At 49.7% G+C, this 14,019-nt stretch carries 12 protein-coding genes; 8 read left to right on the plus strand and 4 right to left on the minus strand.

The window, feature by feature from the left end; all coding sequences use genetic code 11:
- Positions 1–105 precede the first annotated feature (105 nt).
- On the plus strand, positions 106–303 hold the full coding sequence (locus BMW71_RS18100; RefSeq protein WP_092177276.1) for a hypothetical protein: 198 nt from the start codon (positions 106–108) through the stop codon (positions 301–303).
- Positions 304–374: 71 nt separating this feature from the next.
- On the opposite strand, the gene BMW71_RS18105 is transcribed toward BMW71_RS18100, so the two are convergent.
- Positions 375–1,334, minus strand: a complete 960-nt coding sequence (locus BMW71_RS18105; protein ID WP_092177278.1) for a calcium/sodium antiporter — start codon at positions 1,332–1,334, stop codon at positions 375–377.
- A gap of 135 nt (positions 1,335–1,469) precedes the next feature.
- Between BMW71_RS18105 and BMW71_RS18110 the strand changes: the two genes are divergently transcribed.
- From BMW71_RS18110 to BMW71_RS18140, 6 genes are all read left to right on the plus strand, one after another.
- On the plus strand, positions 1,470–1,823 hold the full coding sequence (locus BMW71_RS18110; RefSeq protein WP_092177280.1) for a hypothetical protein: 354 nt from the start codon (positions 1,470–1,472) through the stop codon (positions 1,821–1,823).
- A 101-nt stretch (positions 1,824–1,924) separates the two neighbouring features.
- Positions 1,925–2,422 carry a hypothetical protein gene (locus BMW71_RS18115; RefSeq protein ID WP_092177282.1) on the plus strand — a complete coding sequence of 166 codons (498 nt, stop codon included), beginning with the start codon at positions 1,925–1,927 and terminating at the stop codon, positions 2,420–2,422.
- A 285-nt stretch (positions 2,423–2,707) separates the two neighbouring features.
- A complete protein-coding gene (locus tag BMW71_RS18120) occupies positions 2,708–3,232 on the plus strand; it encodes a hypothetical protein (protein ID WP_092177284.1) in 525 nt (174 codons plus the stop codon).
- Positions 3,233–3,346: 114 nt separating this feature from the next.
- A complete protein-coding gene (locus BMW71_RS18125; RefSeq protein ID WP_092177286.1) occupies positions 3,347–5,011 on the plus strand; it encodes a ribulokinase in 1,665 nt (554 codons plus the stop codon).
- Positions 5,012–5,360: 349 nt separating this feature from the next.
- The gene (locus BMW71_RS18135) at positions 5,361–5,942 is read left to right on the plus strand and encodes a DUF4136 domain-containing protein (protein WP_092177289.1); all 582 of its coding nucleotides are present in this window, start codon (positions 5,361–5,363) and stop codon (positions 5,940–5,942) included.
- Between the two features lie 109 nt (positions 5,943–6,051).
- A complete protein-coding gene (locus BMW71_RS18140; RefSeq protein ID WP_244891214.1) occupies positions 6,052–7,434 on the plus strand; it encodes a DEAD/DEAH box helicase in 1,383 nt (460 codons plus the stop codon).
- 414 nt (positions 7,435–7,848) lie between these two features.
- Here BMW71_RS18140 and BMW71_RS18145 read toward each other — a convergent pair whose 3' ends face one another.
- Complete coding sequence (locus BMW71_RS18145; RefSeq protein WP_092177356.1) at positions 7,849–9,699, minus strand: serine hydrolase domain-containing protein; 1,851 nt, start codon at positions 9,697–9,699, stop codon at positions 7,849–7,851.
- Between the two features lie 154 nt (positions 9,700–9,853).
- Between BMW71_RS18145 and BMW71_RS18150 the strand changes: the two genes are divergently transcribed.
- Positions 9,854–10,219 (plus strand): DUF2200 domain-containing protein, encoded by a 366-nt coding sequence (locus BMW71_RS18150; RefSeq protein WP_092177291.1) that lies wholly within the window; start codon positions 9,854–9,856, stop codon positions 10,217–10,219.
- A 160-nt stretch (positions 10,220–10,379) separates the two neighbouring features.
- On the opposite strand, the gene BMW71_RS18155 is transcribed toward BMW71_RS18150, so the two are convergent.
- On the minus strand, positions 10,380–11,567 hold the full coding sequence (locus tag BMW71_RS18155; protein ID WP_092177358.1) for a PQQ-dependent sugar dehydrogenase: 1,188 nt from the start codon (positions 11,565–11,567) through the stop codon (positions 10,380–10,382).
- 154 nt (positions 11,568–11,721) lie between these two features.
- Entirely contained in the window at positions 11,722–13,923 is a 2,202-nt protein-coding gene (locus tag BMW71_RS18160) for a DUF5916 domain-containing protein (RefSeq protein ID WP_177179701.1), read from the minus strand.
- Positions 13,924–14,019 lie beyond the last annotated feature (96 nt).

A 14,019-nucleotide genomic window follows, 5' to 3' on the forward strand; every position in this document is an offset into this window, starting at 1 on the left:
AATGTCAAAAATTTATTTTTAGCAAGGGCCCGGATTTGAAAAAACTGGCATGCAATTTAGGGTGCGATGACTGTCCTTGTGACGTAAAAAAAGCAAAATAAAAAAATGAAAACAAGCATCTTAATTCCAATCGCCTGCATCGCAGGCATTCTGGTTTCCTGTGGCAAAAAGCCCGCTGACCCCGCCTTGCTCACCCCTTCCGAACAGGTGCAAGTAGTACCGGAGGAAGAAGTTCTGGAAGAAATGCCGGCGACGGCAGATTCCCTGCAGCTGGAAATCGACTCAGCATCCATCGCTTTGTAAATCACGCGCTACCAGGAGCTGTCCTTCAAAAGAGGGCAGCTCTTTTTATTTTGGTGTTTGAGCCAGTACGATCAGAAAAAAAGCAAATAGCTCAGATAGGCCCCATATAACAACACGAATACTCCCCCTTCCCATCGTTCCAACATTCTCCCTTTTCCAGAAAAAATAAATACGAACAAGAGCAAGCCCGCCACACAATTCACCAATATGTCCACAAATGTCCCATCGTTCACAAGCACCGGATGGATTGTCGAAGAAAGTCCCAAAATCAGGAAAATATTAAAGATGTTTGACCCGACCACGTTACCGATAGCGATATCCACTTTCTTCTTTTTTACCGCGGCCAGTGAGGTGGCCAGTTCGGGAAGCGATGTACCAATGGAAACGACCGTGAGTCCAATCACTCGCTCGGATAATCCAATCGACTGGGCTAAGAAAATCGCGTTTGTGACTATAAAATTTCCGCCGACAACCAATCCTGCCAGGCCAAGTAGCAACCAGAAAACAGCATGGCTGAGCTTCATCTCGGTAACCGAAACCTCTTCCGTAGGGCTTTGGGGGTTTTTGGAAACAAGCAATGTATACACCAAAAAAACGGCAAAAAACAGCAGCAAAACCAATCCTTCGCTTCTACTTACCAGATTGATGTCTCCCCCGTCCAACCATTGGTCGCTCGCAAGGATCCACACCAGCAGGGCAGCCAAAAAACTAAGCGGCACCTCTATCCAGGTAGTGGCAGATTTTACAGTCAGCGGAAAAATCATTGCGCAGAGACCCAGTATGACCAGCCCATTGAAAACGTTGCTTCCCAAAACGTTTGCCATTACCATTTCTCCCGAGCCCTCGATGGCCGCCATCACGTTTACGGACAATTCCGGTGCCGAGGTGCCAAAAGCCACCACCGTAAGTCCGATGACGCTGTTCGGAATGGATAGCCGTGCAGCAATGCTAGTGGCTGCTTCTACCAGTTTGTCCGCTCCATACACCAGCAGTACAAAACCAAATACAAGCACTATCAGGGAAAGTAGCATAGAAATTGAAAAGGTACGGTAGCAAAGGTAGGAAGAATTGCTTGCGCGAAACGCATGACAGCTGAAAATTAAAATGATGATAAACGAACCATTTCTTTTTTCGGTTTTCCGTTAGTACTACATCTTCTGATACACATGAAAGCAAAATCTGCGGCTTTGCTCTTTGCTATGCTACTCCTAACCGGGATTGCTGCAATCGCGTTTTTTACCAGCAATGGTGCTACAAACGATAAATCCCAACCAGAAGGACTGCCAGAGGCATCTTTTAAACCAGGTAGTCCGGCCAGCCTTACACCGATTCACCAGGCAGATCAGGTAACGGTAGATGCACCCAATCCACCCCCGGTACCGGTCCGGGAGCATCCCTACGAAGGATTGCAAATACGCTTCGACGCCTTTGGAGCAAGAGGTGTACGGAAAACGGCCTTTGCCGTACATGCAATGGCCCGTTTGCGGTTGATTTTATTTCCGTACCATTTTTTCTACTAATTGGCCGGCAATCGGGCAGGTCTTATTCAACCGCACCCGCATCGCGCCTGGGAATCGTTTCCGGAGTACCTTCATTTCTTAACCAATTCATCTCATCCTACATGGTACCTATCGACCCGGTCAGTACAGGAATCTCCCTGCTGGCCATCTGTGCATTTATCTTCCCGATTCTAAGAGCCTGCATCCGACAAAAAGCCCAACGGGCTTTGCAACGTGCGGCGTTTCTCAACGAAGCGAAAACGCGTGACCTCCACCTATCCCAAACCGATTTTTGGCGAGGACAATACGGAATCGGCCTGGATACAGCCAATCAAACAGTGGTTTATTACAACACTTCATCCGAACCGACAATTCAGTGCATCTCCCTACCTGACATCCGGGAGGTACGGTTTCATAAAACCAGTCATTTAACGGGCAGGGGGAGATCTCGAGAAGAAATTGTTGACCGACTAGAAATCCATCTGCTGGGCGAACCCGCTGTTTTTCCGTGCTTCAGTTTGGTTTTTTTTGACGGGGACAAGCATTCCGACCTATGCGGAGAATGGCCTCTGGCGAAAAAATGGGAACAACTCCTTCGTAACGCCATAGCCGGCATTTAAGGAAATGGGCCGGTAAATCCCCATGCCGGCCCATTTTTCCCACTCCCCTGGACTGGCCGCAAAACAAAAATAACTGGTTTCCGGCTCTGGCATTTTCACCGATACGCATCTCCTTCGGGAGAACTGGGGAACAGTACCCTCCAAATAAAAAATAAAATTAAAATCTAGCCGAATAGTTGGATTTCTCATGCCTTTTTTTGTATTTTGTAGGAACAATACAGAGATACTGGATTTATCACCCTACTCCAGGCATCTTTTCTATTTTTACACCTTAAGCGAACGAAAATGACCAACATACAAAATTCACTGGCATTGGCCTTTTTACCAGGCTATCTGTTCTCCAGCCAATACGAAAAACAACAAAAACAAAACACAGGCGACACCTTGCCTCCCGTTACGACCAACCCAAAAGCAAACTCCGACCAAAAATTAATCCGTCGCTATCTGGAAAGTTTACAGCTGGAAAGCTATGACTATATCAAAGAATTTATTCACCCGGATTTTAAGTGCATCAATACCAACACCGACTCGATCCGGGATTGCATGCAAGAGTTGGCCCATTGGAAGGCGCAGCATGAAAAATTAAGTCACTTGTCGTTTAGCGACCCCGTTTTGAAAAGTATCCGGGTAAACCGGGGGATACTAAAGGGAGACTGGACCCTGGTATGGACTACTTTTGCGGCCTTGGATGGACTCACACTAAAGTCAGTTAAGTACGAATACCACATGGCCGTAAAAACGGAAAACGATTCCATTGTGGAAATTCAGACCTGGCACCAGGAAGACCCCTCCGAGTCAGAGCTTCATTGACTCCAGCCCCTTTTTAATTTCCTGTTATTTGGTTTTTTTTTGGATAATTGCGTCTATTTTTACGATCCAGAGTACATTCTTTAGCGATTTTTTTTTAACCCAAAAAAAACACACATGGACAATTACGTAGTGGGAGTTGATTTCGGAACGGATTCCGTGAGGGCTCTTTTGGTAAACGCCGATGACGGCAGCACCAAAGGCAGCGAGGTATTTTACTACCCCAGGTGGAAAGCTGGCGCGTATTGCGATCCCGAAAAAAACCAGTTTCGGCAGCATCCATTGGACCATTTGGAGGGATTGGAACAAACCGTCCGGAGGGTTGTAGCCAATAGCGGTCTGCCGAAAGCGCAAATAAAGGGCATCTGCGTGGATACCACCGGCTCTTCACCCCTCCCGGTGGACCAAAACGGCCAGGCACTTGCGCTGTCGGAGGCTTTTTCGAACAATCCAAACGCCCAAATGATCTTGTGGAAAGACCATACGGCTGTGGCAGAAGCCGATGAAATCAATCAGCTGGCCCGGTCCTGGGGTGGAGAAGACTTTACCCGCTACGAAGGAGGGATTTATTCTTCGGAATGGTTTTGGGCCAAAATCCTTCACATACTTCGGAAAGATCCGGAAGTAGCCGCCTCTGCCTATTCCTGGATGGAGCATTGCGATTACCTGACCTTTTTATTAACAGGAGGAACAAAGATACAGGAGGCAAAACGAAGTCGCTGTGCCGCCGGGCACAAAGCCCTATGGCACGAAAGCTGGGGAGGGCTCCCGAATTCAGATTTTCTGAGCCGATTGGACCCCCGACTGGCTTCCCTGAAGGAAAATCTGTACACGGATACCTTCACCTCGGATACCGTAGCCGGATACCTCGCTGCTGATTGGGCACAAAAACTTGGCTTGGAGGAAGGAATTGCGGTGGCAGTAGGCACCTTTGATGCCCATGCAGGAGCGGTTGGCGGTGAGGTGTCTCCCGGCACAATGGTGAAAGTCATGGGCACCTCTACCTGCGATATCATGGTCACTTCACCCGCAGCACTGGAAAACAAAACAGTAAAAGGAATTTGCGGTCAGGTGGACGGATCGGTGCTACCCGGACAAATCGGTTTGGAAGCAGGTCAATCCGGCTTCGGAGACGTACTTGCCTGGTTCGTCCAAATGCTCCAAAAACCCCTGCTGGATACCCTTTCCGACGCCGGCATGAACCCCAATACCCTCTCAGAAATCCGCAGCCACCTGGAGGAAAACCTAATCCAAACGCTTTCCCGCCAGGCGGAACAGGTGTCTCCTGAGAACACCCAGGTGCTTGCCATGGATTGGATCAATGGACGGCGAACCCCCGATGCCAACCAAAATCTAAAGGGCGCATTATCCGGGCTGGACATGGGTACCGATGCAGCAAAGATTTTCAAAGCGCTGGTGGAATCGATATGCTTTGGTTCCAAGCGGATCATCGAGCGATTCCAAGAAGAAGGGGTCTCCATTCAGCAGGTAATTGGTCTGGGTGGGGTCGCTAAAAAATCCACGCTGGTCATGCAAACCATGGCAGATATATTGGATATGCCCATTAAGGTAGCTAAATCGGAACAGGCCCCCGCTCTTGGCGCAGCGATGTATGCAGCCACTGCCGCCGGTATTTATCCGACGGTTGCGGATGCCATTGCCCACATGGGAAATGGATTCAATCTGGTATACAAACCCAGGGCGGAAAACCGCAATACGTACCAAAGAAAATACCAAAGATACCTGGAGTTGGGAGAATTTATTGAAAAGAATCTTAGTTAATCGGGAGGTGCACTTCTTTGCTTAAACGCAGGGTCTCGGCAATGGCAATCATTTCTGGTTGCCATTTTTTTTAATCCGAACGGCGACACGCCGCCAGTAACACAACTAAATACATCTCTCTTAGGCTCAGGCAGATAAGTTTTATGTATTTCCCGGGCATTTTTTTGGAAATAGAATCGAAAATTGCTAACATTAACTCGGATTCGTTCCTAACCCCGGCAAACAAAAATTTTATTTTGAAGTTTATTTCTAAAACGATACGAATCGATTTTGTTTGTTCAAAATACATGTTCGTTTAGTTAGCATGAAACTTCGTGTGTAATCACCAACAATTTCAAAACAAATCTGTATGAAAAACATCAACTACTTCATCTTTGTTTTGCTGATCTTTAATTCAGCCTGTTTATCTCAAAAAGACTTTATTGCTGAGTACGATTACAATTACAAGGGAGCGTTTAAGAAATACAAAACCTTTGGTTTTGTAGAGGAGGAAGGAAAAAACGATGCCGAATTCACAGGCATCATCGAAAAATCGATCAGTTCCCGCCTGGGATCCCAGGGATTCCGACAGAAAGATGCCAATCCCGACCTATTGGTTATCCATAAGCTGTACATGAGTGAGGTTCGATACCGGGGATACAACCAACCAAATTTCGATTACTGGCTGAAGAAACAAGGCATTGAACTGGTAGAAGAGTCCGTTTTAGACAGTCTGGAACGGCAAAAGCGGGGCGAAAATTACAATGCGGTCAAATATACCCAAAACGACGGCATGCTTGTCGTATTGGTCATCGACCATAAAAAGGGAAATACCATCTGGCAAGGATATACTTCTGCTTATTTCGACTACAGCTCTCCCAATATCCACATCGATCTAACCCGTGCCACCTATAAGGTCATGGACCAGTTTAAGATCTTGACCAGAAACTAATACGTTTCCACGTGAACGTTGGTAAGCACCCGATCACGATTGGTCGGGTGCTTTTTTTTTGAAAACTCCTCGATTGCATTCGAATCGAACTACCAAAAATGCTGTGGAGATGAATGAATCTTTTACGGATGCACTAAATGGACCAGACAATCCGTACCTTTGTCCCATGACTGCAGCATCCCCTACGGAATTTCAGACCTTTTTGGAAAACCTTCCCTTCTCCGCCTTTAATGAAATGCAACTTGCCTTTTTCGAGAAGGCAGCGTCCTGCAACGAACTCATCCTGTTGGCGCCGACCGGGACGGGAAAAACCCTGGCGTATCTCCTCCCCCTCGTGCAACGATTGAAACGGAATGAATCTTCCGAAAGGGCCTTGATTGTGGTACCTTCTCGTGAACTTGCCTTGCAGATCGAACAGGTATTCAAATCCCTGAAGACGGGTATTTCCTCCTGTACCTGCTACGGCGGGCACGAAATGAAGGTGGAAACGAATCGACTGAAGGAAAATCCCGGCCTGGTATTGGGGACACCCGGAAGACTCTCGGATCATGTCCTGAATGGCAACCTCAATCCCGATGATTTTTCGCTGATTGTCCTGGATGAATTTGATAAATCGCTGCAACTGGGCTTCCAGGAACAATTGAAGATCCTGTTTGAAAAACTAAGCGGTCATTCACGGTTTTTCCTAACCTCTGCTACACCGCTAAATCCCTTACCGGATATGCTTCCATCCCGAGAATGGGTGACCCTCGATTTTTTGACAGATACATCTGCCGTAGGTTTGGCGCTAAAACTGGTGAGAACCTCCAGCGTCGAAAAGGCAGATACGCTCCTGCGGCTGCTGGCAAATTTGAATCAGGATAGCACCCTGGTCTTTTGTAACCACCGGGAAGCGGTAAACCGCATCAGCCAGCTGCTCACCGAAAACAATTTTGCCCATGCCTTATTGCACGGCGGAATGGAACAAATCGATCGGGAAAAAAACCTGATTCGCTTTCGGAATGGTAGCCAGCAGGTGCTCATCGCAACGGATTTGGCATCCAGAGGCCTGGATATTCCCGAAATTAAGCAGGTGGTGCATTACCAACTCCCTACCTCCGAGCAGGCCTACATCCACCGAAATGGCAGAACCGCCCGCATGCAGGCTTCGGGTACCGGTTACCTGGTATTGGCCCATGACGAACAGCTTCCGGAATACCTATCGAAGGAATTACCCGAATACGAAGTTCCGGAAACGTTTAGTATTCCGGGACCTGCTCCCATGGAATGCCTGTACATCAGTGGGGGGAAAAAAGACAAAATCAGTAAAGGGGACGTGCTCGGTTTTTTGACCAAAACGGGCGGACTGAAAGGTGAGGAAATTGGCTTGATTAGCATTCTCGAAACGGCTACCTACGTGGCCGTCCCTCGCGAAAAAGTGCTGGCCTTGCTTCAGAATACTTCCGGAAAAAAATTAAAGAAAACAAGGGTTAAACTGGAGGTTGCGAATTAATCCAAAAATCGATGCAGATTTGCTCCAACATCGCCTCCCATGGGATCCACAGACGTTGAATGGGATTTGAAATAACGAATAGTTAGGTGAACCTTTTTTTATGCTCGCTATTAGTTAGGGTCATGGTTTTTTTCCAAAAGGGTTAGCTAGCGTTCGCGACTTTCCTCCCCCTACTGGTCTGGACTACACCCGAAAATTCCTGAACCACCTAGCGAACACAGTCCACATAGATCAACGAAAAAATACTTTCCCCAAAAAAAAACTATGTGACCCTATGTGCCTGGGTGGTTACCCCCCCTTCTTATTTCCAGAAGTCAAACGCGCAACGCCTTGAAATCCAGAACTACCTGGCTAGCGCTCGCCGGGTTCCTAATAAACAAAACGGTTTGGTCGAAACCGTTTCGAGACGGACTACTACTCAAAAGCCGGCAATAAATACGCCCAAATCAGGTTAAGTTCCGCCTGCATGTTCGGGATATTGGCCGTAGTGACAATTACCGCATTTTTCTCCGGCAGTATCAGGATAAACTGCCCGTTGCGCCCATCTGCCCGGTAAGAACGATGGCGACTGCGCCAGAGCTGGTAACCGTAGCCCTGCAACCAATCCGAATCCTCGACGGCCAAGCTTAGGTTTTCCCTTTTTGCACCGGCAGGCAGAGAAGGCACCTGGGCAGCGGTGGCAGCGTCAAACCAGTATTCCGCGAGCAGCTGCTTGCCGTTCCATTCACCTTTTTGCAGGTAAAACTGCCCCAATTTGGCCATATCCTCCGTCTTTACTTTCAGTCCCCAGCCTCCTATAGCGATGCCCTGGGGGCTTTCCTCCCAAGTAGCCCCAGTTATTCCCAGGGGCCGGAAAAGCCTTGGCTGCAGGAAATCCAACAGCCGCTCTCCCGTCACCTTCGTAAGAATGGCTGAAAGCAGGTAGGTAGCCAGGCTGTTGTAGACAAACTGCTCGCCAGGCTTGTGGGGAATGGGAAAGGCCAAAAAAGCCTCCACCCAGTCCGAATCGCTACGTTCCCGAAGGATGCCGGTAGGGTCCACATCGTGACCGACCGTCATGGTCAGCAAATGGCGGATTTCCAATGCCTGCAGGTTCGGACTGATTTCTTGGGGTAATTTGTCTGGGAAAAAAGAAATAACCTGGTCGGAAACATCCAACAGCCCCTCCTGAACGCCAAAACCGATGGCGGTTGCCGTAAACGTCTTGCTAACCGAAAACATCACGTGGGGCTTCGTGGCGGCGTTGTCTCCCAACCAGGTTTCGAATACCACCTTGCCGTTTCTTAGAATCATCAGGCTGTGAAGGTCCTGATCCTGATTTTTTACGGCTTCAAGGTAGCTCCGGATGGCCGTTCGATTCACATTTTCCGAGTCAGGATCGCTTCTGGGTAATGCCTTGGCGATGCTGCTGAAAGTTACCAGTTCGATTTCCTTCCGGGCCACTGCTTCCTTAACCTTCTCGCTGGTCCAGGTATCGGTCACGCCTTGCCGGTCCCTGGCCACGTTTTCGTAGCCGATATGTCCCACCCCTTGCATTTCCAGGTTGTCGTAGGCCGGGTGGTCAACAAACTGGTAGGTTTTTCCCGGTTCCAGGTTTTCCAACATGCGGATAAAAGAGGCCTCTTTTTCTTCGGAGGTTCCTTTGGGACCAGCGTACGTGGCCCTGTGTACCCCCAACTCCTGCATAAAATCACTATCGATCAGCAACAATCCGTATTCGGCCGCCAGCCCAGCAACCATCTTGGCTACCTCAGGATCAAAACCAGTCGATCCCATGTGTCCGGAAAGGTGATTGATTTGGGGTACGTGTTTCAGGGCCATTTCAATTTGGGCCCGGAATTCCTGTTCCACCTCCGACAGCTTCCAGCGATTATCCAGGATAGCCCGTTCCGGATAATTGGGGTTGGGTCGTATCATTGGAAAGAAATACCCCTCTTCGTCCGTCAAACTGGGACAATGGCTCAAGGGCCTCCATTTGACGCCATCCCATTCACTGGTAATGGCCAGGTGAAGGCCTACCTCCACACCGGTGTGTTTCCGCAGCAATTGCGCCGCCTCGGGAAACCAGGGAGCCACGGCCATTACTTCGATGGAGGTCTCGATACCCTCCTCAAACGCCGCAATACTGGCCAGATTCGCCGAACGGGAGGAACCCATGTCGTCCCCACGAACAATCAATCTGGGGCTACTGGTTTGTTGGCAAAACGCACCAAAAGAAACGAGCAGGAAGGTAAGAAACAAAAAGAATTTATTAGAATAGGTCATGGCAACCGGGGTTTTCAATGTCGTAAACAAATGGATCTGCTGCACCGATTTCCTCCGGGCGCCTAGGGCCTGTGGCCTGTGAGGTATGCCGGAAAAATCGTACATTTAACAAAGTAACAATAAAATTCGAAATTGTCAGAAATCGATTACACGCATGGCTACCACAGAAAAACACGATCGGCGCATGGCTACCATGACCTTTGCTTCCGTCTATCCGCATTACCTAAACAAAGTTGAGCGAAAAGGCCGAACCAAAGAAGAATTGCACCGGGTCATTGAATGGCTCACCGGCTTTAACGAGCAAAAGCAACAGGAGCTTATCGCGGAAAAGGCCACCTTCGAAACCTTCTTTCAGGAAGCTCAACTCAACCAACAGGCCCACCTAATTACCGGAATGATATGCGGGTACCGCATCGAGGATATCGAAAATCCGTTGACGCAGAAAGTCCGGTACCTGGATAAGCTGGTCGATGAATTGGCCAAAGGCCGGAAAATGGAGAAAATTCTGCGGAAAGGATAGGTGGAAATCGTTCTGCAATTGGGCTGTAATCAAACAAAGCGGATCTGATGAGCCGGTAACTGTTGATCAAAGCGTACCGTTAGCGCCCTTGCTGCAGATCTGGTACAAGGGCTGGTTTACCTACCAAACGATCCCCTAACCAAACACGATCCACTATTTCTTACTCCCCTGCGTATTCGATCCGGTAAATCCTCCCATCAAAGCCGCTTATCAGAAGTTCGCCTTCCTGATCCAGACCAAAGGAAGCTACCGGAAAGGTGGCTTGCACCAATTCAGATACCTTGGGTTCACCAGTCTCCGAAAAATCCAGGGCCCAGATACGTCCCGAGGCAAAATCGCCAAAGACGTACCGACCGGCCAATTCAGGAAGCGCCGTTCCCCGGTATACGTAGCCGCCGGTCACGGACACGTCTCCCTGACTGTGGTCATAGGTCCACAGGGGTAAATCCAGCCCTTCCTGCGCGCAATTGGACGAAGGAGAAAAACAGGCGTTGCCTTCCATGGTATTCCATCCGTAGTTGCCACCGCTTTCGATCAGACTGATTTCTTCAAATCGGTTTTGCCCCACGTCTGCCGCCCACAATGCGCCGGTCTCCGAGTCAAAGCTAAACTTCCACACATTTCTCAACCCATAGGCGTATACCTCCTCCCGGAACCCTTCCTGATTACCGACAAATGGATTGTCCGCAGGGATGGCATAGGCCAAATTCCCTTCCTCCCGGTCCACATCCAGTCGCAGGATGGTGCCTAACAGCGTTTGCGGATTCTGACCGTGGTTTTGGGGATCACCCCCGGAGCCACCATCACCTACCGACACGTAGAGAAAGCCATCGGGCCCAAAGGCCAGGTGCCCCCCATTGTGATTCGAAAAGGGTTGCTCGATTTCCAGCAAGACCCGTTCCGTCCCCGGGTCCGCCCGCTTGGGATCGGCGGCCGCCACCGAAAATCGGGAAACGACCGTCCGGTCCGGATTGGATGCGGTATAATTGACGTAGAAGTACCCGTTGCTGGCATAGTTTGGATGAAACGCCAGGCCCAACAGCCCTTCCTCGTTGCCCGCGTCGTCCACCTGGTTTTCCAAATTGAGAAAAACCGATCGTTGCCCCGTAGCCGGTTCGTTGGGAAACACCGAAATCACTCCCCGTTGCTCCACAACAAACAGGCGATCGGATCCGTCACCCGCATGCACCATCTCCAGGGGCCGGTCAAAGGAAAGGCTGGGGAAGGCATTGACCAATTGCGGCTCACCGGTTTCAACCGGATCGGGAGCGGGTTCGGAATCCTCCGGCACACAGGCGGAAAAGGCGGCAAACAAACTGCAGGCAAATAAGAGGCGGGTAGGGATCATGGGTAACGGTTGTTTTATGTAAATCAATACGATAAAAAGCGGGCAAACAATGTGCCAGCCGGAAAAATACCCCTTTACAAGGGAAGAAAGGTTCCGGCGCCAGCTCCGCCACGAATTGGGCGTTGGCTTTCTGTCGCGCAAGGCGGGCTGCCGGCTAGATGGTAAACATGTACGTAAATTTCAATAAAAGAGCTTGGTTTCTTCGGGTTTCGATAAAGGGCGAAAAGGAATAGTTGTAGGTATATACCACAAAAAAATCCGACATGGGCAGGTACCTCCATTGCAGGCGGCTGTTGATATTGAAGTTTTCCTGTTGCGTATTGTATTGCAAAAAGCTGGTCCAAAACATATTGGTGCTAAAATTGATCTCGCTACGGGTGCTGATAAGTGTGAGCGTGGATGTCCCATGGGGCTCCGGGAGGGAAAGGTCATTTTGCTCCCAGGAGAGCGAAAACAAGCCCCAGGGCTGCCGTCGAAGGTTCAGCTCGAGCAAATACGAGGTCAGGTATCCGTTGTAAAACCGCCCCGATCCAATTTCCCCGCGAAAGGGCAGGCCGGTTCGGGCATCGGAACTGTAGGACAAACTTACCCGTGGGTAGCGGTACAGCCCCGGCTGCAGCGGCTCCCCTTCGGTAAAGCCGGTATGGAAGAGCAAGCGGGTATCCAATCCCTGTGCCTGAAAATCAATCCTGCTGGTGTTTCGAAAACGGATTTGGTAATCCAGGCGCAATTCGTTGTCCATAAAGGACCAATCCGTGTAGTAATTGATGGTATTTCGCAACTGAATATCGTGCGCCACGATTCGGCTACCATTTTCCGGCCGGATGATATAGCCGATCCGCCCGTGAAAATGCTCCATCCCCAGGTGATAAACCGTATCGTTTAGCGCATCGTAATTTCGCATCTGCGGAATAAAGCCCATATCCGCGTAGTAATCGTCTTCCATCCCGTAGTAATTCAGCCGGAAATTCCATTTTCTCCCTCCGTACTCAAAGCCAAGTTGCCGGTAATTCCCCATGCCAATCTGCGATTTTTCCGAGAGGTGAAAAGCCCCAAAATAATTCCAGGTCCCGGATTCGTTTAGGTAGTTGAGTTCCATTCCGGCATTTCGGCCAAAATCCGTTTTATCGATTCCATTGCCGGCCGTGTGTGCTTGCCGGTTGGTCACATAGCCTCGGAGAACCGATCGTTCCCAAAGGCTTTGATTGAATACCCCCACGCTGTAATTTTGAGCCGCCTGGGAGGGAGTTGCCCGTGTACGGATATTCATCAGACCGATCCGAAAGTCCGGGTTTAGGTTACCACTCAGGCGGGCACCGTAGGCGATCGGAATGGGTTGGTTATCCTCGTCCAGGCCGATCCTGCGGGTAAAAATGGGCTTGGCCGAATTCGGCCCAAATCCCGTAAACAAGTCGTTGTTTTCCAGAAAGAAATCCCGTTGTTCCGGAAACCGCAGGTTGAATCGCGTCAGATTGGTTTGCTGCACATCCACGTCCACCTGGGAAAAATCCGGATTCAAGGTCAAATCCAGATTCAGGGAAGAGGTGATGGCTACCTTTGCGTCCATGCCCAGATCGGTGGTCATTTCGGTGTCGGTATCCTGCACCGCCCCAGAAGTGACGTAGGGAATCAGCGAAATATTGGTTCCCGTTTTATCCGGAGCCTTATCCCAGCGCATCGCGCCTGTGTAGCCAAGGTCGTAGAGGCGAAAATTAACCGGCATGGGCGTCCAGCTGTAATACTCATTTTTCGCCATGTTGTTCCGGATAAAGTTGATTCCCCAGGTGGCTATGTCCTTTTTAAACCGAAGGGTTTTGAAGGGAATGGCCAATTCCACGACGTATCTGTCGGGAAGCCGGGTTACGGCCGAAAACCAGCGGTTGTCCCAGCTAAAGGTGAGTTCACGGGGTGCATTGGGCCCCAAAAGATCCTCCGATTGTACGTTAAACGGGCTAATCCCGAAAAAAAACCCGTTGGTCCGGCTATTAACGGGATCGATTATGACCGCAAAACCGTCTCCTTCAAAAAAACTCTTATCGCGCTCCAGAGTCTGTACCACGTAGTTCTGCACGTCGTAGCAGGTGGCGGCGATGTAGACATGGTCGGCATCGTAGGTCATGCGCACCTCGGTGCGGGGCCCTGCTTTGATGCCGTCAAGCGGCTGCTGCATCCAAAAGTCGCTCACCACTTCGGCCTCCGCCCAGGACTGTTCGTCCAGTTTTCCGTCCACCACCAAGGGATCTACTGCCCGCTGAATTTGAAACCGATAGTCCACCAGGGTTTCGGTAGTCGATTGGCCCCATAGAAACGAACTGTGTACGAAAAGTACGATAAAGAGGAGAACGGAACGCATCATGCGATAAGGGGTGCTTGGTAAGGTCTGTAGGCTCAAATATACGAAAGTGGTTAAAGCGGGAATACCTGACAGTAAGATCAACATCACCCCCATCTG

This window comes from Cyclobacterium xiamenense (assembly GCF_900109255.1).
GTDB lineage: Bacteria > Bacteroidota > Bacteroidia > Cytophagales > Cyclobacteriaceae > Cyclobacterium > Cyclobacterium xiamenense.

Coding starts and splice junctions, on each gene's coding strand:
- BMW71_RS18100 (WP_092177276.1), top strand. CDS start 106: ATGAAAACAAGCATCTTAATTCCAATCGCCTGCATCGCAGGCATTCTG.
- BMW71_RS18105 (WP_092177278.1), bottom strand. CDS start 1,334: ATGCTACTTTCCCTGATAGTGCTTGTATTTGGTTTTGTACTGCTGGTG.
- BMW71_RS18110 (WP_092177280.1), top strand. CDS start 1,470: ATGAAAGCAAAATCTGCGGCTTTGCTCTTTGCTATGCTACTCCTAACC.
- BMW71_RS18115 (WP_092177282.1), top strand. CDS start 1,925: ATGGTACCTATCGACCCGGTCAGTACAGGAATCTCCCTGCTGGCCATC.
- BMW71_RS18120 (WP_092177284.1), top strand. CDS start 2,708: ATGACCAACATACAAAATTCACTGGCATTGGCCTTTTTACCAGGCTAT.
- BMW71_RS18125 (WP_092177286.1), top strand. CDS start 3,347: ATGGACAATTACGTAGTGGGAGTTGATTTCGGAACGGATTCCGTGAGG.
- BMW71_RS18135 (WP_092177289.1), top strand. CDS start 5,361: ATGAAAAACATCAACTACTTCATCTTTGTTTTGCTGATCTTTAATTCA.
- BMW71_RS18140 (WP_244891214.1), top strand. CDS start 6,052: ATGAATGAATCTTTTACGGATGCACTAAATGGACCAGACAATCCGTAC.
- BMW71_RS18145 (WP_092177356.1), bottom strand. CDS start 9,699: ATGACCTATTCTAATAAATTCTTTTTGTTTCTTACCTTCCTGCTCGTT.
- BMW71_RS18150 (WP_092177291.1), top strand. CDS start 9,854: ATGGCTACCACAGAAAAACACGATCGGCGCATGGCTACCATGACCTTT.
- BMW71_RS18155 (WP_092177358.1), bottom strand. CDS start 11,567: ATGATCCCTACCCGCCTCTTATTTGCCTGCAGTTTGTTTGCCGCCTTT.
- BMW71_RS18160 (WP_177179701.1), bottom strand. CDS start 13,923: ATGATGCGTTCCGTTCTCCTCTTTATCGTACTTTTCGTACACAGTTCG.